Annotated in this window: 20 protein-coding genes; 7 read left to right on the forward strand and 13 right to left on the reverse strand. The window is 65.9% G+C overall.

The window, feature by feature from the left end; all coding sequences use genetic code 11:
• Positions 1–133: 133 nt before the first annotated feature.
• The 3 genes from C5L14_RS21575 to ftsY are packed head-to-tail and all read right to left on the reverse strand — an operon-like array spanning position 134 to position 2,853.
• Positions 134–949, reverse strand: coding sequence for an arginase family protein (locus tag C5L14_RS21575; protein ID WP_245443488.1), 816 nt, complete (start codon positions 947–949; stop codon positions 134–136).
• Positions 949–1,620 carry a septation protein A gene (locus tag C5L14_RS21580; protein ID WP_105864134.1) on the reverse strand — a complete coding sequence of 224 codons (672 nt, stop codon included), beginning with the start codon at positions 1,618–1,620 and terminating at the stop codon, positions 949–951. The genes C5L14_RS21575 and C5L14_RS21580 overlap by 1 nt, the downstream gene beginning before the upstream one ends.
• 3 nt (positions 1,621–1,623) lie before the next feature.
• Positions 1,624–2,853 carry a signal recognition particle-docking protein FtsY gene (ftsY, locus tag C5L14_RS21585; RefSeq protein WP_105864135.1) on the reverse strand — a complete coding sequence of 410 codons (1,230 nt, stop codon included), beginning with the start codon at positions 2,851–2,853 and terminating at the stop codon, positions 1,624–1,626.
• A 200-nt stretch (positions 2,854–3,053) separates the two neighbouring features.
• Here ftsY and C5L14_RS21590 point away from each other — a divergent pair, with 200 nt between their 5' ends.
• Positions 3,054–3,809: an RluA family pseudouridine synthase gene (locus C5L14_RS21590; protein WP_105864136.1), complete on the forward strand. Its 756-nt coding sequence runs from the start codon at positions 3,054–3,056 to the stop codon at positions 3,807–3,809.
• Positions 3,810–3,857: 48 nt separating this feature from the next.
• Here the strand turns inward: C5L14_RS21590 and C5L14_RS21595 are convergent, their stop codons facing one another.
• Complete coding sequence (locus C5L14_RS21595) at positions 3,858–4,739, reverse strand: LysR substrate-binding domain-containing protein (RefSeq protein ID WP_105864137.1); 882 nt, start codon at positions 4,737–4,739, stop codon at positions 3,858–3,860.
• 169 nt (positions 4,740–4,908) lie between these two features.
• Here C5L14_RS21595 and C5L14_RS30440 point away from each other — a divergent pair, with 169 nt between their 5' ends.
• Positions 4,909–5,079 (forward strand): hypothetical protein, encoded by a 171-nt coding sequence (locus C5L14_RS30440; RefSeq protein WP_181161283.1) that lies wholly within the window; start codon positions 4,909–4,911, stop codon positions 5,077–5,079.
• Positions 5,080–5,115: 36 nt separating this feature from the next.
• On the opposite strand, the gene C5L14_RS21600 is transcribed toward C5L14_RS30440, so the two are convergent.
• Positions 5,116–6,114: a LysR substrate-binding domain-containing protein gene (locus C5L14_RS21600; protein ID WP_105864138.1), complete on the reverse strand. Its 999-nt coding sequence runs from the start codon at positions 6,112–6,114 to the stop codon at positions 5,116–5,118.
• 365 nt (positions 6,115–6,479) lie between these two features.
• Complete coding sequence (ispG, locus tag C5L14_RS21610; protein ID WP_105864140.1) at positions 6,480–7,733, reverse strand: flavodoxin-dependent (E)-4-hydroxy-3-methylbut-2-enyl-diphosphate synthase; 1,254 nt, start codon at positions 7,731–7,733, stop codon at positions 6,480–6,482.
• A gap of 156 nt (positions 7,734–7,889) precedes the next feature.
• On the opposite strand from ispG, the gene C5L14_RS21615 reads away from it, so the two are divergent.
• Positions 7,890–8,990, forward strand: coding sequence for an FUSC family protein (locus tag C5L14_RS21615; RefSeq protein WP_105864141.1), 1,101 nt, complete (start codon positions 7,890–7,892; stop codon positions 8,988–8,990).
• 39 nt (positions 8,991–9,029) lie between these two features.
• Here the strand turns inward: C5L14_RS21615 and C5L14_RS21620 are convergent, their stop codons facing one another.
• From C5L14_RS21620 to C5L14_RS21635, 4 genes are all read right to left on the reverse strand, one after another.
• Positions 9,030–9,551 carry a transcriptional repressor gene (locus C5L14_RS21620; RefSeq protein ID WP_105864142.1) on the reverse strand — a complete coding sequence of 174 codons (522 nt, stop codon included), beginning with the start codon at positions 9,549–9,551 and terminating at the stop codon, positions 9,030–9,032.
• A gap of 223 nt (positions 9,552–9,774) precedes the next feature.
• Positions 9,775–11,064 (reverse strand): glutamate-5-semialdehyde dehydrogenase, encoded by a 1,290-nt coding sequence (locus C5L14_RS21625; protein ID WP_245443490.1) that lies wholly within the window; start codon positions 11,062–11,064, stop codon positions 9,775–9,777.
• Positions 11,065–11,278: 214 nt separating this feature from the next.
• Positions 11,279–12,859, reverse strand: a complete 1,581-nt coding sequence (locus tag C5L14_RS21630; RefSeq protein WP_105864143.1) for a DHA2 family efflux MFS transporter permease subunit — start codon at positions 12,857–12,859, stop codon at positions 11,279–11,281.
• 169 nt (positions 12,860–13,028) lie between these two features.
• Entirely contained in the window at positions 13,029–14,357 is a 1,329-nt protein-coding gene (locus C5L14_RS21635; protein WP_245443492.1) for an HlyD family secretion protein, read from the reverse strand.
• Between the two features lie 332 nt (positions 14,358–14,689).
• On the opposite strand from C5L14_RS21635, the gene C5L14_RS21640 reads away from it, so the two are divergent.
• On the forward strand, positions 14,690–15,346 hold the full coding sequence (locus C5L14_RS21640) for a TetR/AcrR family transcriptional regulator (protein WP_105864144.1): 657 nt from the start codon (positions 14,690–14,692) through the stop codon (positions 15,344–15,346).
• Positions 15,347–15,394: 48 nt separating this feature from the next.
• On the opposite strand, the gene C5L14_RS21645 is transcribed toward C5L14_RS21640, so the two are convergent.
• Positions 15,395–16,108, reverse strand: a complete 714-nt coding sequence (locus C5L14_RS21645) for a hypothetical protein (RefSeq protein ID WP_105864145.1) — start codon at positions 16,106–16,108, stop codon at positions 15,395–15,397.
• Between the two features lie 139 nt (positions 16,109–16,247).
• On the opposite strand from C5L14_RS21645, the gene C5L14_RS21650 reads away from it, so the two are divergent.
• On the forward strand, positions 16,248–17,387 hold the full coding sequence (locus C5L14_RS21650; RefSeq protein ID WP_105864146.1) for a helix-turn-helix domain-containing protein: 1,140 nt from the start codon (positions 16,248–16,250) through the stop codon (positions 17,385–17,387).
• On the opposite strand, the gene C5L14_RS21655 is transcribed toward C5L14_RS21650, so the two are convergent.
• Positions 17,381–17,683: a hypothetical protein gene (locus tag C5L14_RS21655; RefSeq protein WP_105864147.1), complete on the reverse strand. Its 303-nt coding sequence runs from the start codon at positions 17,681–17,683 to the stop codon at positions 17,381–17,383. The genes C5L14_RS21650 and C5L14_RS21655 overlap by 7 nt on opposite strands.
• 295 nt (positions 17,684–17,978) lie before the next feature.
• Here C5L14_RS21655 and C5L14_RS21660 point away from each other — a divergent pair, with 295 nt between their 5' ends.
• A complete protein-coding gene (locus tag C5L14_RS21660) occupies positions 17,979–20,306 on the forward strand; it encodes a hypothetical protein (protein WP_146126993.1) in 2,328 nt (775 codons plus the stop codon).
• A gap of 82 nt (positions 20,307–20,388) precedes the next feature.
• Here the strand turns inward: C5L14_RS21660 and C5L14_RS21665 are convergent, their stop codons facing one another.
• On the reverse strand, positions 20,389–20,901 hold the full coding sequence (locus C5L14_RS21665) for a redoxin family protein (RefSeq protein WP_181161284.1): 513 nt from the start codon (positions 20,899–20,901) through the stop codon (positions 20,389–20,391).
• Between the two features lie 218 nt (positions 20,902–21,119).
• Here C5L14_RS21665 and C5L14_RS21670 point away from each other — a divergent pair, with 218 nt between their 5' ends.
• Complete coding sequence (locus C5L14_RS21670) at positions 21,120–22,559, forward strand: TIGR04222 domain-containing membrane protein (protein WP_105864150.1); 1,440 nt, start codon at positions 21,120–21,122, stop codon at positions 22,557–22,559.
• Positions 22,560–22,724: the final 165 nt, after the last annotated feature.

Consider the following 22,724-nt stretch of genomic DNA (forward strand, 5'->3'; position numbering starts at 1 on the left):
GCCGTGCCGGACAGTGTCTGACGTATGCCGGTAAAGGGGGGGGCTGTCATTCCCGGCGCCGCCGCAGGCGGCGCGAAGGGGATGGCAGGGCAGTCCTTCTGCGGCCGGGTATGAGCCGATAGGCCGGATCGAGTTACCGTGCCAGGATCGGCGCCAGGGCATCGAGCAGCGGGTCTGGAGAAAAGGCTTCTCCTCCCGCTTCCCAGGCATATTGGAACTCGGCGATCTCGACGCCGACGAAGGCCTGCTCGGCGATCACCTCGCAGCAGGCACGGAGATCGGCGAGCGACAGGCCGCCTTCGCAGGCGTAATCGGTCGGAACGACGCCCGGATTCAGCACGTCGCAATCCAGATGCACATAGACCGGGCGGCCGGCAATCGCCTTGCGCAATTCGGCGGCCAGGTCGCCCCGTGCCTCGACGAGCGGAATGCCGCGCCTGTCGATCAAATCCTGCTCGAAGGGGTCGAGATCGCGCTGGCCCACGAGAACGAGCTGGTCGAGGCTCAGGCCTGCTCCCAGGCCGGAGTTCCACAGTCCGGCAGGACCGGAAATGGCCAGACCGCCGAGAAAGCCCGACGTCGAGGCTTCCGGCGTGTTCAGATCGCCATGAGCGTCGAACCAGACGATGCAGGCATCCGGACGGTGCCTAGCGACGGCCGGCAACGTCGCCAGCGAGACCGCACAGCGGCTGGTGGCCGCAATGGAAACGGCCCCGCTCGCCAGCACCTCATCGAAGCGGGCCTGCAGCTGCCTGAGCGCCGGCAGGGCCACGTCCAATTCCTCGCGCCAGCCTGCATTCAGCGCAGGCTCCGGCGTGCCGACCACGAAAGGTGCGATGCCCGTCCGCCGTGCCAGCGCCTCGCCGATCGCCCGGGCGCCCGGCATGGCCAGATCGTTGTGATCGCCGGCCCGGCCTTGAAATACCGTATATGCAAACTGTCTGGTCACTAGCTGCCCTCCTGGGCGTTGCCGTCCGGGCTGTCCGGCTTTACCTCGTATTTCATCAGGATCGGCACCTGGGTGGCGGCGAAGATCAGGGTGATTGGCATGGTGCCGAAGACCTTGAAATTGGTCCAGAAATTATCCGAGAAGTTGCGCCAGACGATCTCGTTGAGCACCGCCAGGAACAGGAAGAACAGGCCCCAGTTCAAGGTGAGCTTGCGCCAGCCTTCGGGCTTGAGGTCGAAGGCAGCGTCGAGGACGATGCGGATCAGGGGCTTGCCGAAGGCGAGGCCTCCCAGCAGGATCAGGCCGAACAGCGTGTTGACGATGGTCGGCTTGAGCTTGATGAAGGTCTTGTCCTGCAGCCACAATGTCAGCACGCCGAAGACCAGCACGAAGATGCCGGAGACCAGCGGCATCACCGGGATATGGCGGGTGAGGACGTAGCCGGCGATGAGCGCGACCAGCGTGGCGGGTATGAAGATGGCCGTGGCGGTGAAGATGTTGCCGCTCGACCCCTCGAACAGGGCCGGCGCCATGAAGCGCTCGACCAGGGGCTTGAACAATTCCGGCTTGTAGTTGGCGATGAAGAACAGGACCAGCGGTCCCATTTCCAGCACCAGCTTGAGCAGAGGATTGACCTTCTGGCGCGGCTTGGCGGCGGCTTCAATGCTCATGGCTCACTCCATCCCGGCAATGGCGCGGGAGAAGTCCCGGGCGGAGAAGGGCTCGAGATCGTCGATGCCCTCGCCGACTCCGATATAATGTACCGGCAGGCCGAATTTGGCGGCCAGCGCCACCAGGATGCCGCCGCGCGCCGTACCATCGAGCTTGGTCATCACCAGGCCCGTGACGCCGGCCGTCTTGCCGAAGATCTCGGTCTGCGAGATGGCGTTCTGGCCGACGGTGGCGTCGAGCACCAGCAGCACCGCATGCGGTGCGCTCTCGTCGATCTTCCTGATCACGCGCACCACTTTGGCGAGCTCGTCCATCAGCTGCGCCTTGTTCTGCAGCCGCCCGGCGGTGTCGATCAGGAGCACGTCCGAGCCGTTTTCCTGCGCGGTCTTGAGTGCGTCGAAGGCCAGGCCCGCGGAATCGGCACCCTGCTCGCGGGCCACGATGGGCGAGTGGGTGCGCTCGGCCCAGACCTTGAGCTGCTCGATGGCGGCGGCGCGGAAGGTGTCGCCGGCCGCCAGCGTCACTTTGAGGCCGTCGGCGCTGAACTTGGCGGCGAGCTTGCCGATGGTGGTCGTCTTGCCCGAGCCGTTGACGCCCACCATCAGGAGCACGAAGGGCTTGCGGGAACGATCGATTTCCAGGGGTTTGGCCACCGGCGTAAGGATGGCCTCGACCTCGCTGGCCAGGACCTGGTGGACTTCCTCCGGCGAGATCTGGCGGTCGAAGCGTCCCTTGCCGATCGCGGCGGCGATGCGGGTGGAGACGTCGACGCCGAGATCGGCCTGGATCAGCACATCCTCCAGCTCCTCGAGCGTGGTGGCATCGAGCTTGCGCTTGAGCACGATGTCGGTGATGCCGCGGCTGATGGCACTGGAGGAACGCGACAGGCCGTCGCGCAGGCGGCGCCACCAGGATTTCTTCTCGGCGGGAGCAGGAGCCGGCAGCGGCTCGCTGGCCCGGGGCGCGAGGGTTGGCTCCGGTGGGGGAGGCGGCGGGGCGGGCGGCTCGGGTTCGGAGGGAACGATCAGCTCGGCCGCGGCCAGGGGCAAAGGCTCGGTCGGGGCCGCGAGCGGCGCCTGCGCTGGCTCCGCCGCCGCGCCGGATTCCTCGGCGGGGGCCGGCGCCGCCTGTTCGGCTGCTGGCTCGGGCCTGGTTTCGGTCTCGGGCGTCGGGGTGCCTCGCCCGAACAGCCGTGAAAAGAAGCCGGGCTTTTGCTTTTCGCTCTCAGTCATCGAAACGGTCTGGTTCCCAAAAGCGTTTGCGATCAGGCGGAATCGCCGAGAATCGCAAAGGCGCATCAAAACAAGAAGTTAGAGCAAAATGCGCTCGGTGGTGACGCGTTTTGCTCCTGGCGGCAAGCCTGCCACCGAAAAATGGTCGCATGTTGAAGGAACCTCTAGCCGACAATGCCCGATCACGATAGCGCTAAGCGATGATATCGCTCGATTTGACCACGCGGCTGATCCACCGCGACGCCCTCATCCTGATCCTCGACAAGCCCGCCGGCCTGCCCGTGCATGCCGGACCGAAGGGCGGGCCCAATCTCACGGCCATGCTGGAGCAGTTGCGCTTCGGCCTGCCCCGCAATCCTGAACTGGCGCATCGGCTCGACAAGGATACGTCCGGCTGCCTGGTGCTCGGGCGGCATGCCCGACCGCTGCGCACCCTCAACGACCTCTTTGCAAAGGGCGGTGTCGAGAAGACCTATTGGGCCGTGGTCGAGGGCGGCCCGGCTGGGGAAAGCGGCCTGATCGACATGCCGATCGCCCGCCGTTCGCCCGAGCGCGGCTGGTGGATGAAGCCCGCCGAGGACGGGCTGCCGGCCCAGACCGATTTCCGCGTGCTCGGCCGGACCGGGGATCATACCTGGCTGGAGCTGAAGCCGCGTACCGGCCGCACCCATCAGCTGCGCCTGCATTGCGCAGCTTCCGGCTTTCCGATCGTCGGCGATCCGATCTATGGCAGTGCGCCGCGCGAAGGCGGCCCGGTGCTGCATCTGCATGCCCGCGGCGTGAGCGTGCCGATCCTGCCCAAGAAGCCCGCCGTCACGGCCGAGGCATCGCCCCCGGACCATATGGGCGAGCATCTCGCGGCGCTCGGCTATCAGGGACCTGTCAGCCCGACGCCGCCGGAGCTGGTGCGGCCTGCGGCCGAGCCGGTCCGCCGCCGAGGGCTCAGGCCGAAATAAGCGCGACAAGCCCCTGCAGCGCAGGGGAGACGGCTGATCGCGCCGGCATTACCCGCTCGCCAACTCCGCCAGGATCCAGTCACGGAAGGCGCGGATCTTGGGCTGGTTGCGGCGCGTTTCGGGATAGACGAGATGGAAGGCTCGGTCGCTCGGCATCACCAGATCGAAAGGCTGGATCAGGCGCCCGGCGGCGAGATCGTCGTCATAGAGGGCGGTCGACAGGATGGCGGCGCCCTGTCCGGCCTTGGCTGCCGCGTTGATCACCGCCTGGCTGCTGAGATTGTAGACGAGCTTGGGCATCTCATAGTTGACGCCAGCTGCCTTGAACCATTCGCGCCACCAATAATCGCCGGGGTCGAGAAGAGGGATGCGCAGGAGATCGGCCGGCGTGTAATGCGGGCCGAGACGAGCGACGAGATCGCGGCTGAGCATTGGCGTGTAGTCCCCCGCGAGCAGGCGGTGGGCCTGCAGGCCGGGCCAGTCTCCGGTGCCGAAGAAGATGGCGAGATCGGTTTCCTCGCGGGTGAAGTCGATGGCACGGTCGGTCGCGTCGATGCGCACTGCCAGCGCGGGATGGGCGAGCTGGAAAGCGCCGATGTGGCGGGCGAGCCAGCTGGTGGCGAAACTCACCTTGGCGCAGACGGTGAGCACGCCTTCGATGCCGCCGCGCGCCGCCGCATAGGCCTCGGCCATCAGGGCGAAGGCGTCCGTAATCGCGGGCGCCAGACGCTGGCCGGCCGCGCTGAGTTCGATCTGGCGCGGCTTGCGCAGGAAGAGCGGGCCGCCGAAGCGCTCCTCGAGGAGCTTGATCTGATAGGAGACGGCAGCCTGGGTCATGCCGAGTTCGGCCGCGGCGCGGGTGAAGCTGAGATGCCGCGCCACGGCCTCGAAGACCCGGATGGCGGCCAGTGGCGGCAGCGCAGTGCTCACGATGCATCAGCTCTCTTTATGGGTACTGCTCGAGCTTCAATTCGTCAGTAGCCGAGATTCATGAAAAATCTGCGGATGAAACGGCCAGAATGGGGGCCGATCCGGAGATTTAGCCGTGATAATGGCGTGGATTGGACGTATAGGGCAAGCTTATTCATACAAGGCCGATATGGTGCATCGCGAACCGCAGCCGGCCAGTCGACCGGCTCTGCCGAAGGAGGCGCTGCGCGAACTCTCCGATCATCTGTTGCGCGACATCGGCGCTATCGACGGCCACTCGGTGAAGGATCGGCCCCAGCCGGCCGCCAGCGCCCGCGATCTGATCGACCGCTATCGATAGAGAAGGACGAGGAAGGAACGCAGGTTCCGGATCGTCTTATGACGCCATGGCCTCTTCGCCCCTGTTGCCGATGCCGGCGGTTCTGCCGACCTCCTCCAGGATCCAGTCGCGGAAGACGCGGATCTTCGGCAGGTTACGGCGGGCTTCGGGATAGACGAGATAGAAGGCATGTTCGCCGGCGACCTGATGGAAGGGCTGGATCAGCCGCCCTTCCGCCAGGTCCTGGGCCCAGAGGGCGCAGGAGAGGATGGCGACGCCCTGGCCGTCCAGCGCGGCGGTTCCCACAAAGGCCTGCGAGCCGATGCAGGGGATTTCCACGGGACCGCGATGGATGCTGCCGAAGCGATCCTGCCCGCGCGTGATCGCCGGCAAGGCCTGCGCTTCGCCGCGTGCAGGACCTCTGGGACGGCGGGCGACCTTGACGAGATCGAACCAGTCGTCCCACCAGATGTCGCCGGGATCGAGCAGGGGCAGGCGCAGGAGATCGGCAGGCTGCTTCACGCCGCCGATCGTGGCTGCGAGCTTCGGGCTGAGCATGGGCGAGTATTCGCCCGAAAGCAGGCGATGGCTGCACAGGCCCGGCCAGTTCCCGTCGCCATGGCGGATGGCGAGATCGATGTCGCTGCGCGCAAAGTCGACCGCCTGATTGGTGGCGTCGATCCGCACGGCCAGAGAAGGGTAGCGGATCTGGAAGGCACCGACATGACGGGCCAGCCAGGTCGTGGCGAAGGTGATTGAGGCCGTGACGGTGAGCACGCCCTCCGCATCGCCGCGGGCGGAGGCATAGGCCTGGGCAAGCAGGGAGAAGGCTTCGCTCACCGACGGCGCAAGGCGCTGGCCGGCTTCGGTCAGCTCGACCTGCTTCGGGCGGCGCAGGAACAGCGGGCCGCCGAAACGCTCTTCGAGCAGTTTGATCTGATAGGAGACGGCGGCCTGGGTCATGCCGAGTTCGTTGGCAGCACGCGTAAAACTCTGGTGCCGCGCCACGGCTTCGAACACCCGGATGGCCGTGAGGGGAGGGAGCGGAAGCGTCATTGCGATAAGCCTGCTTTATGGCTCCAAATCGAGCTTCAATTAGCCACATCCGGCGGGAAATGGGAATATCCCTGGCAAATATTACCAATTGTCGCTCAGGAGATTTGGCCATGACGGCCGTTCAATTCAATCACATAGGGCAGTCTTATTGCAGTCATGGGGATAGCGAACGCGTCGCGAAGCGGAGTGAGGCGTTCGTACGGCCCCGTTTCGCCGGCCTCTACGATCTTTCGTACCATCTGCTGCGGGATATCGGCATGCTCGATGGTTACGTTGCGCGGAGGGAGGGAAACCAGACCGCCTTCTCGGCACGGGACCTGATCGATCGGTACCGGTAAGCGCTGTGACGTCCGCGCTCCCAGGGACTATTCCGCGGCCGGCCTGACCCCGTAGCGGTTCTCGATATAGTCGATCACCATCTGCTTGAACTCGTCGGCGATGCCGGGGCCGCGCAGGGTGGCGGCCTTCTGGCCGTCGATGAACACCGGGGCGGTCGGCGTCTCGCCGGTGCCGGGGAGAGAGATGCCGATATCGGCATGCTTGCTTTCGCCGGGGCCGTTGACGATGCAGCCCATCACCGCGACCTTCAGCGTCTCCACGCCCGGATAGCGCGTCTTCCACTCCGGCATCGATTCGACGATGAAGCCCTGGATGCTCTGGGCCAGTTCCTGGAACACCGTCGAGGTGGTGCGGCCGCAGCCGGGGCAGGCGGCGACCAGCGGCACGAAAGTGCGGATGCCCATCACCTGCAGGATCTCCTGGGAGACCTTGACCTCCTGGGTGCGGTCACCGCCGGGTTCGGGCGTGAGCGAGACGCGGATGGTGTCGCCGATGCCGGCCTGCAGCAGCGGCGAGAGCGCGGCGGCCGAGGCGACGATGCCTTTCGAGCCCATGCCGGCCTCGGTGAGGCCAAGATGCAGGGCATAGTCGGAACGGCTGGCCATCTCATTATAGACGGCGATGAGGTCCTGCACGGCCGAGACCTTGGCCGAGATGATGATGCGGGATTTGGGTAGCCCCATTTCCACCGCGCGATCGGCCGAGAGCAGGGCTGATTGCACCAGCGCCTCCCACGTCACGGTGCGGGCATCGACGGGCGCCTCGCTCTTCGCGTTCTCGTCCATCAGATGGGTTAGCAGTTCCTGGTCGAGCGAGCCCCAGTTCGCGCCGATGCGCACCGGCTTGTCGTAGCGCATCGCCGTCTCGATGATGGCGCCGAACTGGCGGTCGCGCTTGTCCTTGAAGCCGACATTGCCGGGATTGATGCGGTATTTGTCGAGCGCCTGCGCACAGGCGGGATGGTCGGCCAGGAGCTTATGGCCGATATAGTGGAAATCCCCGATAATCGGCGTGGTCACGCCGATGCGCATCAGCCTTTCCTTGATGCGCGGCACCGCCGCGGCGGCTTCGTCGCGGTCGACCGTGATGCGCACCATTTCAGATCCGGCACGGGCCAGCGCCGCGACCTGCCGCACAGTGCCGTCGATATCGGCGGTGTCGGTATTGGTCATCGACTGCACCACGATGGGCGCGCCGCCGCCGACCTGCACGCCGCCGACATCGACGGGGACGGTAGGGCGACGGGACATCAGGCCAAAGCGCGCATAGGACGGGATCATCGGGCACCGCTGGTTTCGTTTGGGGATGACATGGACCTCACCGGCAGGCACGTCAAGGTTCCTTGGGTCGCAGGCATCTCGGGGACTGCGATCCCGGCCCTTGCGCTCCGCTCGAACCTTTCTACCATCGCATATTGCAAATGATGTGATGGGTTGATGATGATCGGCGCCGGTGCCAGGGCTCGCCTGTTCAAGTGGTTCGCGGCCAAGCGCATGGAACTGGCCCTGGCCATACGCGTCACGGTGGCGGCGGGCCTGACTTTCGTCGCGGTCAAGCTGGTGGATCTTTCCCAGTCGAGCTGGGCGGTGATCACCTCCATCATCGTCATGCAGGCAAGCCTCGGCGGCTCGGTCAAGGCGGCAATGGACCGAATGGCCGGCACGCTGCTCGGGGCTCTGTGGGGCGCCGTGGTGTCGGTGGTGCTGCCGCATCACGAGGGCAATGTCGCGCTCGGCCTGGCGGTGCTGGCCGCCGTGGCGCCGATGGCGGTGGCCTCGGCGCTCAGGCCGAGCTTCCGGGTGGCGCCGATCACCGCGCTGATCGTGCTGATTCCGGCCGGCGGCACGCTGCTGCCGCCTTATGCCTATGCGGCCGAGCGCGTGGCGGAGATCGCGCTCGGCATCGTGGTGGGCGTCGGGGTTGCTCTCTTCGTGCTGCCGGCGAGGGCGCAGGGCGCGCTTGCCGCTGCGGCCGCGCGCGTCGCCGATCTCAATGCCGAGCTTCTCCTCGCCCTGGCGGGCAGCCTTCTCGACGGCAAGGGCCGGCCGGAGCTTGCCGGCATCAACAAGCGCATCCGTGCCGGCCTGCGCCAGATCGATGCGGCGGTGGAGGAGACGGTGCGCGAGCGTAGCGCCCATCTCAGCGCCGCCATCGATCCCGAGCCGATGGCCCGTACGCTCTACCGTGTCCGGCACGACCTCGTCATCATCGCCCGGGTCTGCGTACGCGCCTTGCCGGAGCGGGTGGCGCCGACCCTGACCCAGCCGCTGGAGGCGATGCGGGATGCCACGGTCGCCTTGCTGCGCGGTATCGCCGAAGCCCTGCGGCGCGGCTATCTCGGGCCGGATGCCGCCAGCTTCGATGCCAGCCTTTCCGCCTATGTCGCCGCCATGGACAAGCTGCGCGGCGCCGGCGTGCTCAGGGATCTGCAGAGCGAGGAGGTCGGCCGCCTCTACGCCCTGCGCTTCGGCTTCGAGCAACTCGGCCAGGACCTCAAGGACCTCGTCGAGCGCAGCAGCGATCTGGCGAGGGAGTAGTGGTGCGGGTCCGGTGGGGCTGGCAAGCGGAGAGCCGGGCTAACGCTGGGCCTTGGCCCGGCAGTGGCGGCAGATGCCGGCGAGCTCGATGACCTGGCCGCGCGGCTGGAAGCCGATGGCGCTGGCGGCCGCGGTGAGTGCCTTGCCGACAGCCTCGGACTCGGCCTCGCCCACGGTGCCGCAGCTCTCGCAGATCAGGAACATCACCACGCTGCCGTCCTTGTGGTCGTGGGCGCAGGCGATGAAGGCGTTGCGGCTTTCGATACGATGGGCAAAGCCCTGTTCGAGCAGGAAGTCGAGGGCGCGGTAGATCGTGATCGGCGCTGGGCGCTTGCCCTCGCCATCCTCCAGCTTCTCGATCAGCTCATAGGCGCCGATCGGCTGATGGGTGGCGGCGAGCGCCTCCAGCACCTGTCGGCGAATCTGGGTCAGGCGGACGCCGCGCTCGGCCGAAAGGGTTTCCGCCCGCGCCAGGACGGTGGAACTGCAATGGCTGTGATCATGGCCGGGTTCGGCGAAGACCGGTTTTGGCTCGTGATCGTGGGCGTGGCGGTGGGCCATGAAAACCTCTCGCCGATATGTAGCAATCGCCGGCCGGTTTTGCCAGCTTCCGGGCAATGCAGTCATTCCCTGAGATTGCAGGCTCGGCATCGTCCTGCCGGCAAACGTGGCATTTCGGAGATGGTCGATCTGGAGATCGACCCACCAAATTTGCGCCAGACTCCGCAAAGCCAGTGCCTATGGGCTGAGATGCCGCGATTTCAGGAAGAGGCCTTGTTTCAGCCTATGGCCTGACCGTGCCCTGGCCCTTCACCCGGTATTTGAACGAGCAGAGCTGCTCGGCACCAACAGGGCCGCGGGCGTGCATGCGGCCCGTGGCGATGCCGATCTCGCCGCCGAAGCCGAATTCGCCGCCATCGGCGAACTGGGTGGAGGCGTTGTGCAGCACGATGGCCGAATCGACCTCGGCGAGGAAGCGCTGGGCCGCGGCCTCGTCGTCGGTGACGATGGCGTCGGTATGATGCGAGCCATAGCGCTCGATATGGGCGAGCGCCGCGTCGAGGCCGGATACGACCTTCACCGAGATGATGGCGTCGAGATATTCGGTGGCCCAGTCGGTATCGTCCGCCGGCTTCACATGGGGATCGACCGAGAGGGTGCGCGAATCGCCCCGGACCTCGCAGCCGGCTTCCAGCAGCGCCTTGACCAGCGGCTTGAGGAAGACGGGAGCCACGGCCTGGTCGACCAGCAGGGTTTCGGTGGCGCCGCACACGCCGGTGCGGCGCATCTTGGCGTTGAGCACCACGGCGACGGCCATGTCGAGCGAGGCGCCGGCATGGACATAGGTGTGGTTGACGCCTTCCAGATGGGCGAAGACCGGCACGCGGGCTTCTGCCTGTACGCGGGAGACGAGATTCCTGCCGCCGCGCGGCACCAGCACGTCGAGATTGCCGTCGAGCCCGGCCAGCATGGCACCGACGGCGGCGCGGTCTGCGGTCGGCACCATCTGGATTGCCGCCTCGGGCAAGCCGGCAGCCTGCAGGCCCGCCCGCAGGGCCTTGGCGATTTCGGCGCAGGTCCGGAAGCTTTCCGAGCCGCCGCGCAGGATCGAGGCATTGCCTGCCTTCAGGCAGAGAGCGCCGGCATCGGCCAGGACGTTGGGGCGGCTCTCGAAGATGACGCCGACAACGCCGAGCGGGGTCGAGACCCGCTCGAATTCCAGGCCGTTCGGACGCGTCCAGCTTGCCAAAACGCGGCCGACCGGATCGGGCTGGGCCGCGACTTCGCGGATGGCCGCGGCAATGCCGGCAACGCGCTTCTCGTCGAGGGTGAGACGGTCGACATAGGAGGCGATCTGGCCGCGCGCCACCGCATCGGCGACGTCCTGTGCATTGGCGGCGAGAATGGCGGCCTCATTGGCAAGGATGGCCTTGGCCATCGCCTCGAGCGCGGCATTCTTGGCTGGTGCCGGGGCGAGCGCCAGGATCCGTGCGGCCGACCGGGCCGCCTGTCCCACTTTGCGCATGACGGCAATGACGTTGCCGTCCTCCATTCCCCGGTTTTCGTCGGGCATGGCTCACCCTGTCGGTTTTTCAAAAGATCAGGCTGACGTGGTTAGGCCGGATCGACGGTGGTTGCAAGGGTTTGGGGGCATCCCGCACGCATTGCAGCACGAAGTGGTGCGATGCAGATGCGGGACCGTATGCCGGGTAAGACTCACTCATCTCGCGATCCCGGATCCGCGAAGCGTCACTGCGTGACGCATCTCGTCCGGGATGACATACTCCTCAATGCCCGCCGCCACCGCCGCCGCCCGCCATCTGAGGCTTCTTCAGCATGAAGATGGAGAGGCTGAGCAGGCCGAACAGCAGCGTCAGCAGCAAGAAGACATCGGAGAACGCCATCACCAGCGCCTCGCGCCGCATCAAGCCGACCAGCCTGGAGACGGTCATCTGGTCGGCAGCCGCCCCGAAAGCGACGAAGCCGGCCTTCATGTTCTCATAAGTCTGCAGGACATTGTCGCGGCTCCAGTTCACCGCCTCGCCCAGGCGCGACAGATGCAGGTCCTGGCGCTTGTTCAGGGCGGTGTTGATGATGGCAAGGCCCACCGCGCCGCCGAGATTGCGCATCAGGTTGAACAGGCCGGAGGCGTTCTTGATGCGGGCCGGCGGCAGGGTACCCAGCGCGATGTTGGAGATCGGCACCATGCAGATCATCAAGGAGACGCCGCGCAGGATCTGCGGCAGCAGGATCTCGTAGAAATCCCAGTCATGCGTGATGCCGGTCATGATCCAGGTGCCGGCGGCAAAGCCGATGAACCCGCCGGCGATCATCAGGCGCGGATCGACGAAGCGGGTGAGATTGCCCGCGATCGGCGCGGTGAAGAACATGCACAGGCCGGTGACGAACATGGTCTCGCCGATCATGCGCGAATCATAGCCGCGTACGCCGGCTAGATAGACCGGGAAGAGATAGGTCAGGCCGTAGAGGCCGACGCCCAGCACGAAGGAGAGCAGCGAGCCGGTGGCGAAGTTGCCGTCCTTGAAGGCGTAGAGATCGACGATGGGCTGCCTCGCCAGCAGCACGCGGGCGAAGAACACCACGGCACCGATGGCCGCGAGCACCGACATCACCAGGACGGGCGTCTCGGCGAACCAGTCATGCCCCGGTCCTTCCTCCAGCGCGTATTCGAGGCCGCCCAGGAACACCGCCATCGAGATCAGGCCCGTCCAGTCGAAATTGCTGAGCAGCGACAGGTCCGGCTCGTCGAAATCGACCATGGCGAAGGTCATCAGCGTGACGATGACGCCCGGCACCACATTGATGAAGAACAGCCAATGCCAGGAGATCGCGTCGGTGAGAATGCCGCCGACGGTGGGGCCGATGGTGGGGGCGAGTGTCGCCACCAGGCCGATCATCGGCGAGACGATGGCCTGCTTGGAGCGCGGGAAGATGGTGAAAGCGGCCGCGAACACGGTCGGGATCATGCCGCCGCCGATGAAGCCCTGCAGCGCGCGGTAGATGATCATCTCGTTGATGTTCGTCGCGGTGCCGCACATGAAGCTCATGAAGGTGAAGCCGGCGCAGGACACCGCGAAGGTCCAGCGGGTCGAGAAGGCGCGGGAGAGAAAACCCGAGAGCGGGATCATCACCACTTCGGCGACCAGATAGGCCGTCTGAACCCAGGGGATCTCGTCGCCGGAGGCGCCGAGGCCGGCCTGGATCTGCGGCAGGGAGGCGGATACGACCTGGATGTCCAGGATCGCCATGAACATGCCGAACACCATGGCCAGGAAGGCGACCAGCTTGCGCTTGTCGATCTTGTCCTCGGCGGGAACGGGCATGGCGGTTGCTGTTGCGGTGGCCATGGCGGCCTCCCTGGAAGCAGATAGCCTTCTCCCCTTGCGGGAGAAGGTGGCACGAAGTGCCGGATGAGGGGTCTCGCATCCTTGCCGGAGAGAGTGCGGCGCGACCCCTCATCCGGCCCGGCTTCTCCGGTCCACCTTCTCCCGCAAGGGGAGAAGGCTTCTTGTTGCCTTATCCCTTCGGGCCGGTGCGGCTGTCGACCGTCACCACCACCGACAGGCCGGGACGCAGCTTGCCGCTGAGCGCGATGTCGGCGGGAACCTCGATACGCACCGGCACGCGCTGCGTGATCTTGGTGAAATTGCCGGTGGCGTTCTCGGGCGGCAACAGGCTGAAGACCGAGCCGGAAGCCGGCGAGAACTTGCCGACGACCCCTTCGAAGGTATCGCCGTCCATGGAATCGACCGAGACTTCCACCTTCTGGCCGGGAACCAGCGGAGCGAGCTGCGTTTCCTTGAAGTTGGCGGCGACATAGATGCTCTTGAGCGGCACCAGGGCGATCAGGCGCGAACCGGGCGAGACGAACTGGCCAGGCTGGGCGGCGCGGTTGCCGACCACGCCATCGGTAGGCGCGCGCACCACGGTGGCGTCGAGGTCGTTCTGGGCCTTGGTGATGGCGACGTCGAGCTCCTTGGCGCCCTGTTCGGCCTCGGCCTTCTGGGCCTGCGTCACGGCGAGATTGGCCTTGGCCGCGATCACACTGGCCTCGGCGCTGTTCAGGCTCGCCTGCGCATTGGTGAGGGTGGCGTTGGCGCTGGCAAGACCGGCATTGGCCTTGTCACGGTCGGCGGTGGCCTGGTCGAGCGTAGCCTTGGAGCCGAAATCCCGGGCCGCCAGCGCGTCGGCGCGGTCGAAGGCGGCATTGGCACGCACGATTTCGGCCTTGGCCGAGGCGACGCCGGCCTGGGCCGACTCGATGCCCGCCTTGGCCGAGGCGACGCCGGCATTGGCGGTTTCGATCGCCGCCTGCTGGGCTAGGATCTGCTGGTCGATACGGGCAATGGTGGCGTTCTGGGTCGCGCGCTTGGCCTTGGCGGATTCGAGCGCGGTGCGATAATCGGTATCGTCGAGCTTGACGATGACGTCGCCGGCCTTGACGCTGTCGCCATTCTGCACCGGCACGCTGTCGACATAACCCGAGACCTTCACGCCCAGGGTGGACACGTCGGCCTGTACATAGGCGTCATCGGTCTCGACCATGAAGCGGCCATTGGTCCACCAGTCGTAGCCGTACCAGCCGCCGGCGGCGAGCGCGACGACCAGCAGGATCGGCAGGACGGTGCGGGCCTTGGATTTCTTCTTGCCGGCAGTGGCGGCAGGCTTGGACTGTACCGGAGCAGCCGGAGCCTCGGCCTTCGGGGGCTCGGCTTTCCCGGGCTCGGGCGCCGCAGGCGCGTCGGTCCGCTGGCGCTCCAAGGTCACGACATTGTCGGTGGCATCAACCGAGCCGGTGCCCCCCTGGCCACCCGACATGGCATTGTGATCGCGAGCTGCGTCCATTGTGGTCTCCCAACCGGAAGGTGAGACGCCCCTGGACAACTCGAAAAAGTTGCCTGCAAAACCAGACCGTGTTGATCTTGCCCCGAAGCATTCTACGATTTGGTTAGCTATACCGAGGATCGCAAATATGCATTAGAACAAAGGCTTAGAGTAAAATTCGCTTCCGTGGGAAACGCGTTTTGCTCCGGTCGACAAGATCAATACCGTCTGGCTGGGACTGTCAGGATCGAACCGAACGGTTCAGTCAGTTTTCGTTGACTATCATGTTGCGCTGCGATACGCAATAAAAATCGAACCGAACGGTTCAGTCATTTTTTGGAAGGATTCCAGCCATGCTCGCCGCGAGCCCGGCGCCTACGAAAGAGCCGGCTACCGATCCGCCGGCCGCCGACAATGCCAAATGCCGCCAGATCGTCGATGGCGCCCGTCGCGTCTTTCTGGCCCATGGCTTCGAGGGCGCCAGCATGAACGATATCGCCAAGGAGGCAGGCGTCTCCAAGGGCACTCTCTATGTCTATTTCGAGAATAAAGAGCGTCTGTTCGCGGCGATCGTCGAGGAGGAGCGCTCTTCCCATGTCGAGCGCATCTTCGAGTTCGACTACAACTCGCCCGACGTCGAAGGCACGCTGCTGGAGCTCTCCACCGCCATCACCGCCTTCATCTGCCAGCCGCGCATCATCTCGGCGATGCGAGCCGTGATGGGCATCACCGAGCGCATGCCCGACATCGGAGCGCATTTCTACAATTCGGGACCCGGCCATTCCCGCAAGCAACTGGCGAAATATCTCGATCTGCGCGTGGCCGCCGGCCAGCTCGAGATCGATGATACCGAGCTGGCCGCCGCCCAATTCCTTGAAATGTCGCACGGTCCCTTGCTGAAGCCGATGTTCTTCATGGCCAACAACACACCACCGACCAAAGCACGCATCCGGGAGGTGGCGCAGTCGGCCGTGCGGGTGTTCATGGCCGCCTATGGCGTGAAGAAGTAACGGGGCTGGCTGGGTTCCTGGCCGGACCCATGTCGAAAGAGGCTGGCCTCAGCCGCCGATGCGCACCCGCAGGAAATCGCCCTTGATGGCGATGCTCGGCTTGGCGCCGGGCCTGTTCGGCAGGGTGCTGTCGACCAGCGAGGCATGACCGCTCACGGCGTAGTTCACCGCCTCCGCGCCGGCGAAGGTGAGTTCGGCGTCGATGGCGTTGCCGCCGAGGTCAATGTCCTCGTCCTGCTCGATGCGGGCGTAGGAGAGGCGGGCGCGGATGGCATTGCCCTCGATCGAGACGTGGCGCGCATGCCCGTCCAGCGCGATGTCGCCGGCCCGGCTCTTGACGTCGAGCGAGGCGAAGCTGCCCGACAGGTGGCTCGATGTGGCGTCCTGCTCGATGGAGACGGCGACGTTCTCGGGCAGGGTGGCGGTGAGTTCGAGCCGGCAATCGGAATTCCCGAACCAGGTCCGGCTGCCGGTGTCGACCCGCAGCTGCGTGCCATCGAGCCGGATCGATCCGGCATTTTCGCAGCCACTCGAAGCCCAGCTCGAGCGCCAGAAGGCGAACCAGCCCTCGGGCCGGCTGCGGAGTTCGGCGCGATAGGGCCCGTCGCGACCGGCGCTCAGCCGGATCAAGCCGGCGGGGCCGGTGATGGTCACCGAAGTCACCGAGCCGGCATCGAGCTGGCCAAGGCTGGACCGAGCCCCGCCGGGGGCCATCCAGCTGGCGGCGATGACCAAGGCGGCAATGATCAGAAGCGTGCGCATGGCTGTCTTTCCTCGATGAATCATGGAAAGATCAGGCCGGAATTCGCCACATTCGGCGACCTCGATCGCGATCGGGGACGAATGCGAAAGTGATCGGGGCCAGAAATGGTGTAGATTCGTCCCGTCCCGGAAGCACCAAATGATCTTCGTGCCCTTGCCCTTCGTCAGCGCTCTGCTCTTTGCCATCCTCCTCGTGCAGATGGTGCGACAGGGCGATCGTCCCTGGCGCGACAATGCCTTCTTCCTGCTGCTGCTCGGCTTCATGGCGCTCTCGGTGCTGCTAGGCCTGCGCTGGGGCTACGGGATCAGGACCTTCATCCCGCTGCAGACCATGCTGGCCGCGCTGACGCCGGCCTTGGCCTGGCTTGCCTTTCGCGGTCTCACCGCCGAAGGTCCGGCGCTGCGCTGGGCCAAGGTCTGGCCCCATCTCGTGCCTGCCGGCCTGGTCGGATTGCTCTTTACGATCTCGTCCGTCTCGATCGACCTCGTGGTCATCCTGGCGTTCCTCGGCTACGGCCTTGCCCTGACCCGCTTGGCGCTGGCCGGCCCGGACGTGCTGATAGCGCCCCGACTGGACGGTGTGCTGCGGTCGTACCGCGCGCTGCAGATCACCGCCGTGGCCTGCCTTCTCTCCGGAGTGATGGATATCGTCATCAGCCTCGATATGCGTTGGATGGGAGGCTTCATGTCCGAGGCCATGGTGTCCGGCGGCAATGTCGTGGTGCTGCTGGTGCTGGGAGCGGCGGCCGCCTCCGCGGGAACGGCGGCGCCTGTGGAAGAGGACGAGCCATCGGCGGTCGAGCCGCCCACCCGGCCGGGCAGTGACGAAGACCGCACGGTGGCGCTGGCGCTCGACGTCCTGATGGCGGAACGCCAGCTCTACAAGGATGCCGATCTCAATCTTGCCCGGCTCGCCCGGCGGCTGAACCTGCCGGCGCGGCGCGTTTCCTCGGCCGTCAACCGCGTCCACGGCATGAGCGTGTCTCACTATGTCAACAAATACCGGATCGAGGAGGCCTGCCACCTGTTGGCGACCACCGATAGCTCCGTCATCCAGGTGATGATGGAGGCCGGCTTTCTCAGCAAGTCCAATTTCAACCGTGAATTCCTGCGCCTAACGGGGGTCAGCCCCATCGCCTGGCGGCGAGGGCAGCGCGCTACGCCGAGCGAAAGTGCCGAGGCCGGCAAGCAAAAGGCCCCGCCGTGGCGGGGCCCAAAAACACAATGCGACATGACGCAACGCCACTTGACGCAACTCGAACGCAACGCAACTCAGTAGCAGACCCGTACGCGGGCCCAGTGGCCGCCATAGTAATCTTCGACCCAGCGCTTCTGAATGGTGCAGCGGCGATACTCGCGATAATAGACGGGGCGGTAGTCGTCGTAGTAGCCGCCGCCATAATATCCGCCATTGTAGGACGAACCTACCAGCAGGCCGCCCAAAAGGCCGATGCCGGCGCCCGCGGCGAAGGCACCATGGCGGCCGTTGCGGGCCTCGGCGGTGCCGGTGGTGGCAATGGCGGTGCCGGCCAATGTAGCGGCAACCAGGGCTCCGGTCAGGATCTTCTTGAACATCGTCTCGTTCCCATCTCTCATCTTGCGCGGGTTGCGCTTGCTCTGATGGCATGACGATGCCACTGCGGCACCGGCGTTTCCGTGCGATTCGACACCTGCAACGCGGCGCGCCGTCTCTCCTGAACCGGGGTCACGCTCCTGTTTCCATTCGCCCTCACGATGACTTAACGTTCTGCGGTTGCGGGAGGGATATATGCGGTCCGAGTGGCGAGTTGGCGTCTGGTTGGCTCTGGGCTTGACCTTCACGGCGTATCCGGCATTCGCCGCGTCCTGTCCGGGGGAGCCGGCGGGCTGCGTGACGACGGGCGGAACAGCGCTTGGCCTGCCCTATCGGACGGCGTTCACCATCCTCCAGGACATGGACGCGAAAGACCGGAAGGCCCGGATCGAGCGTCTGGGCAAGGCTCTCGAGGCCAATCCCGCGGATGACATTGCCCGGCTCGAGCTGATCATGCTGGGCGGCGACGACCGCAAGCAGGACGCCATCGCCGCCTCCCTGGCCGATCTCCTCGCCAAGGCCGGCGAAGCGGGCGATCCGACGGTCGCGGCCCTGGCACGCCTGCTCAGCGTCCCCACCATCGATGCGGAAGGGGAGGAAGCCGACGCCAAGATCACGGCAGTGGTCGAGGCGGCGCGCGTCGATCTCCGCGCCATACGCAATGGTGCCACACGGGGCGGACAGACCGCCTTGACGGCGGATGACGCCGACCTGCTGGCTGGCCTGATTGCCCGCCGGGCGGTGCTCGATCTCGACGAAGCGATCGAGGATTATGATCGTGATGTCGGCACGGCCCAGGCAGCCATGCTGCAGGCGGCGATCGAAGCCTTCTCGGCCCGGCTCGAACGGGCCCCGCGCGACCCGGCGCGCTTCCCGCTCCTGGCCGAGGCGCTACGCGACAATTACTATGACAAGGGCAGGCATGATCGCCTCGTCGAGATCTGCCGCCGCTGGACCGGCATCGCGCCCGCTGATCCGACGGCGCGCAGGTTCCTGGTGAGCGCGCTGGCGGCGCGGGCCGACGAACGCAACACCGCCGACAGGACAGCTCTGGCCCTCGCCGACGCCGAGGCGCTCGCCGTCCTGGCCGAGCCGGCGCCGGGGTCGCTGCGCCTCGACGAGGTTCAGGTGGAGGCGCTCGTCGCCAGCTATCGCGTCAGGGCGACGGCGCAGGGCAAGGCCGAGCCTGTCCAGGCCGCCGCGACCCTCGCCGAGGGGCTGGAGCGGCTACGCGTGAAGACGCAGGACGATCCCGCCCTGAATAGTGGCGGCGAGCTGATCCTGACAGCCGTGACGCAGGCGGGCGAGCGCATCGACAAGCAGGATCCGGTTACGGCCGAAGCCATCGAAACGAAGCTGCTCTCCGTGCTAGCCGAACCCGGGCGCCGGGCGCAATTGCGCGACATGATCGCCGGCCGTTATCAGGCGAACGGCAAGATCGAGGCCGCGATGCAGCGCTATCGCCAATCCATGGCCGAATTGGCGGCCGTGCCGCTCGACGCAGAGCGGAGCTGGCGCTTTTTCGCTGCGGCGCGAAGCCTGTTCGATCTCGGCCGGCGGGATGCCCGCAGCTTCGATGCCGACGCGCATGCGCGCCTCTTGTTGGACTATGCCGCCGAGCCCCGCCTGCGGGCGCTCGACGGGCAGGACGGCAAGGAGAGGCCACACCTGCTCCTGCAGATCGCCGATGCCCTGCACACCCTGGCCAAACGCCTGGAGGAGGCCGGCATCGAAGCGCCCCGCATCGGCCTGCTGGAGCGCGAGGTCGCCCTGCGCGAGCCGCTGGTGCGCGATCCTGCTTTGCGGGCAGGCCGCCTGGAAGGCCTGGCAAATGCCTATCGCGACCTCTCCGACGCCTTCGATGCGGCGAATCGGGAGAAGGAGGCGCTCGACTACGCCCGCAAGCGCGCGGAGATACGGCGCGAGCAGAAGGAGAAGAATCCGGCCGGTTTCGACGAACTCAGCGACTATGTCTGGGCTCTGCGCGATCTTGGCGACGAGCAGCGCCATGTCGGTGACGACAAGGGCGCGCAGGCCAGCTACCAGGAGGGGGCGCAGGTCGGGGCGATGTTGCTCGAGCGCTTCCCCGACAAGGGGGGCTCCTATGAGGCGATGTCGGCAATCCAGGTCGCGATGGGCCATGCGGCCCGCACCACCATGATGAAGCTCATTCATTACAAGCGGGCGCAGGCGACCAATCTTGCCCATCTCGACAGGCTCGGCGACAAGAAGTTCGACCAGGACTTCCTTGCGGTGTCGAGCATCAATATCGGCGACACCTATCTGGAAGCTGGCAAATACCAGGCGGCGCTGACCCATCTCGGCCAGGCGCTCGAGGCGAGCGACAAGAGCCTCGCCGACGATCCCGAGAACAACAGCCTCCTGCGCCGCCGTGCCCGCATTCTCGACAAGATCGCCAGGGCAGAGCAGGGGCTGGGCCGCGCCGAGCCGGCCATCGCCACGCGGCGTCGCCAGATCGAGCTTCTGGAAAGGCTGGCGCGCCTGCGCGGTGGCGCGGTCGAAAATCAGGCGGACGCCTATGAGGCGCTGATTGACCTGCTCTCCCGAAGCGGCGACCACGCCGACGAGATCGCCGAGATCCGGCGCAAGGTCGCGGCGCTGTGAGAAGGCACGGCCGCCCTCCAGCTGGAATTTAGATTTTCAGTCGATTTTCTCGCGTGATTGCGAGCGAATTACGACTGTCGTGCTAACCGCTGATCGCCCCGATCTTGTCGAGAAGTTCGGTCGCCAGACCATTGTCGAGGCCTTCGTCCGTCTCCCAGACGACCTCGCAATGCCGACTGATCAGGAAGGTCTGCGGGATCGAACGCAAGGACAGCATGGTGACGAGCTCCCGCTTGTTGTCGAGACCGACCAGACCGTAGGGGTTGCCCGCCTTTTCCAGATAATGCAACGCCGCCTCGGCCCGATCCTGGACGGCAACACCGGCAATCCGAACGCCCTTGCTCTGGAGATCGACGAGGTAGCGGTGCTCCTCGCGGCAAGCCTGGCACCAGGAGGCCCAGAAGTTGAGGACGGTGACCTCGTCCTTCAGCGCCTCGAGCGTCGGCGCGGGAATGTCGGCGAGCCCCTCCAGAGGCTCTACCCGGAAGGGGCCGAGCACGGTGCGGTTCGAATCCAGCGGGGTTGCATCCCGGGCGAAGGCCGGCACCGCCACGCTGGCGGCGATATTCGCCAGGAATGCCCTGCGGCCGATCATGACGATTCTCCCATGCGGCACCGTGCTGACCATAGGATGCGCCATGGCTTTCGCAACTGGCCCGACGCGATTGCGAACAGCTTGAAATATCGGCGTATCCGGGCAAAGCGCATCTCGGCAGCAGATATAGCCACGCTCGCGGCATATGATATAATATCTCTCACGTCCCAGAGCCGCTGCGGTGCTTCTTGTCGGATGCCGGTGAAGCCAGAACGACCGTGAAGTCCTCCGAAGCCGAGAGGCAGGCGGCCTTCACCCGATTGTGGACGCGGCTCGAGACCTATGACCTCGATAAGCCTGACGATGTGATTCCCTTCTCGACGAAGCTCGCGGCCGAGTGCGGCTGGAGCTATGAGAAGGCGCGCCGGGTTGTTTTCGAATATAAGCGCTTCGTTGCCATTGCTCTTTCCAGCGGTCATGGCGCCTGTCCCTCGCGGGCGGTGGACGAAGCCTGGCACCTGCATCTGATCGATACGAGACGCTATTGGGGCGAGTTCTGCCGCGAGGTGCTGCAGCGCGAGTTTCACCACGAGCCGGGCCGCGGGGGCACCGCGGAGGATTTGCGTTTCGATCGCCTCTACCGGCAGACTCTAGACGACTACCGGCGCTTCTTCGGCGAGGAGCCGCCGACCGAGATCTGGCCGGACCCGGATGCGCCAGGTCCTGTGGATTTGACACCATCGGGCCGGCAAGCCTTGCTAGCGCGCCTGCAGGAGCTTCTGAAGCGTGCCGTCAAGCCTTTGGCTTTCCTGGCCTTGCTGCTGGCGGTGCCGGGCTGTGCCGCCATCTATGATTCTTCGAGTCCCGGTGCCCTGCAAGGACCAGCCTTCCTGATGCTCTATGTCGTGCTTCTGGCTGGCGCCTTCATGCTCAGCCGGGCTTTGCAGGACAGGGTGAACGGTCCGGCCATGCCCAAGGATGCCGGCGTTCTGCTCGGCCCCTATCATGTCGCCTATCTGGCCGGCGGAGCCAACCGGGTGCTCGAGACGGCGCTGATGCAGCTCTATCTTGACGGGACGATCGCCATGCAGTCGGACGAGGCGGTGCTGCTTCGGCCGGTTCCGCGGCAGGCCCCTGCCGTGGAGCGCCTGATCGGCGACAAGTTGGCCGAGGGGCCGCTGCGGATGGGAACTACCACCATCGAGATTGCGGTCGAACCGATCCGGCGGGATCTGCTTGCCGCCGGTCTGGTGCCGGGGCCGGACGAACTGGCCCGGACGCAGCAAATCCCCCTCCTACTGATCGGCCCGCTGCTGTTGCTGGCCCTCATTCGCTTTTTCTTCGGCATCGGCCATGGGCGCCCGATTGCCCTGCTGGCCTTCTGCCTGGTGGTGACGCCTGTCGTGATTGCGGTCGCGGCGATGAGGCAGCCGCCGCGCACGCGGGCCGGCGGAAAGCTGCTCCGGCAGGTCGAGCGGACCCTGCAAGCCAGAGGCAAGCCCGCCGCCGGCAGTCCGGGCTTGACCGAATGGGTTGCCCTGCACGGCCATGTCGGGCTGGCCGGCCTCGGCCTCTCGGCGTTTTCGCTGTTTCTCACCAGCCAGCCGGCCTTGGCCGCCAAGGCTGGCGGCGGCTCCTGCGGGGGAGGTGACGGTGACGGTGGTGGGGGCGGTTGCGGTGGTGGTGGCTGCGGTGGTGGCGGAGGCTGCGGCGGCTGAAGCGTCTTGCGGTTTGCCGCTATCACTTCGAAGCGCGAGACGTAGCGAAGCCCGGAGAAGAAAAAGCGCGGTTCGGAGAAACCGCACTTTGCACTCTAATTCCTTGTTTTGACGCGTTTTCTTAATCGAAAAGTCTATCAACTGTTCTGGAAAACGCTCTAGGAG

The organism is Labrys okinawensis (genome assembly GCF_002982075.1).
Lineage (GTDB): Bacteria > Pseudomonadota > Alphaproteobacteria > Rhizobiales > Labraceae > Labrys > Labrys okinawensis_A.

Excerpts from the sequence above, each read along its gene's own strand:
- C5L14_RS21580 (WP_105864134.1), bottom strand. The coding sequence starts at position 1,620 with ATGAGCATTGAAGCCGCCGCCAAGCCGCGCCAGAAGGTCAATCCTCTG.
- ftsY (WP_105864135.1), bottom strand. The coding sequence starts at position 2,853 with ATGACTGAGAGCGAAAAGCAAAAGCCCGGCTTCTTTTCACGGCTGTTC.
- C5L14_RS21590 (WP_105864136.1), top strand. The coding sequence starts at position 3,054 with ATGATATCGCTCGATTTGACCACGCGGCTGATCCACCGCGACGCCCTC.
- C5L14_RS30440 (WP_181161283.1), top strand. The coding sequence starts at position 4,909 with ATGGTGCATCGCGAACCGCAGCCGGCCAGTCGACCGGCTCTGCCGAAG.
- C5L14_RS21600 (WP_105864138.1), bottom strand. The coding sequence starts at position 6,114 with ATGACGCTTCCGCTCCCTCCCCTCACGGCCATCCGGGTGTTCGAAGCC.
- ispG (WP_105864140.1), bottom strand. The coding sequence starts at position 7,733 with ATGATCCCGTCCTATGCGCGCTTTGGCCTGATGTCCCGTCGCCCTACC.
- C5L14_RS21615 (WP_105864141.1), top strand. The coding sequence starts at position 7,890 with ATGATGATCGGCGCCGGTGCCAGGGCTCGCCTGTTCAAGTGGTTCGCG.
- C5L14_RS21620 (WP_105864142.1), bottom strand. The coding sequence starts at position 9,551 with ATGGCCCACCGCCACGCCCACGATCACGAGCCAAAACCGGTCTTCGCC.
- C5L14_RS21625 (WP_245443490.1), bottom strand. The coding sequence starts at position 11,064 with ATGCCCGACGAAAACCGGGGAATGGAGGACGGCAACGTCATTGCCGTC.
- C5L14_RS21630 (WP_105864143.1), bottom strand. The coding sequence starts at position 12,859 with ATGGCCACCGCAACAGCAACCGCCATGCCCGTTCCCGCCGAGGACAAG.
- C5L14_RS21635 (WP_245443492.1), bottom strand. The coding sequence starts at position 14,357 with ATGGACGCAGCTCGCGATCACAATGCCATGTCGGGTGGCCAGGGGGGC.
- C5L14_RS21640 (WP_105864144.1), top strand. The coding sequence starts at position 14,690 with ATGCTCGCCGCGAGCCCGGCGCCTACGAAAGAGCCGGCTACCGATCCG.
- C5L14_RS21645 (WP_105864145.1), bottom strand. The coding sequence starts at position 16,108 with ATGCGCACGCTTCTGATCATTGCCGCCTTGGTCATCGCCGCCAGCTGG.
- C5L14_RS21650 (WP_105864146.1), top strand. The coding sequence starts at position 16,248 with ATGATCTTCGTGCCCTTGCCCTTCGTCAGCGCTCTGCTCTTTGCCATC.
- C5L14_RS21655 (WP_105864147.1), bottom strand. The coding sequence starts at position 17,683 with ATGTTCAAGAAGATCCTGACCGGAGCCCTGGTTGCCGCTACATTGGCC.
- C5L14_RS21665 (WP_181161284.1), bottom strand. The coding sequence starts at position 20,901 with ATGATCGGCCGCAGGGCATTCCTGGCGAATATCGCCGCCAGCGTGGCG.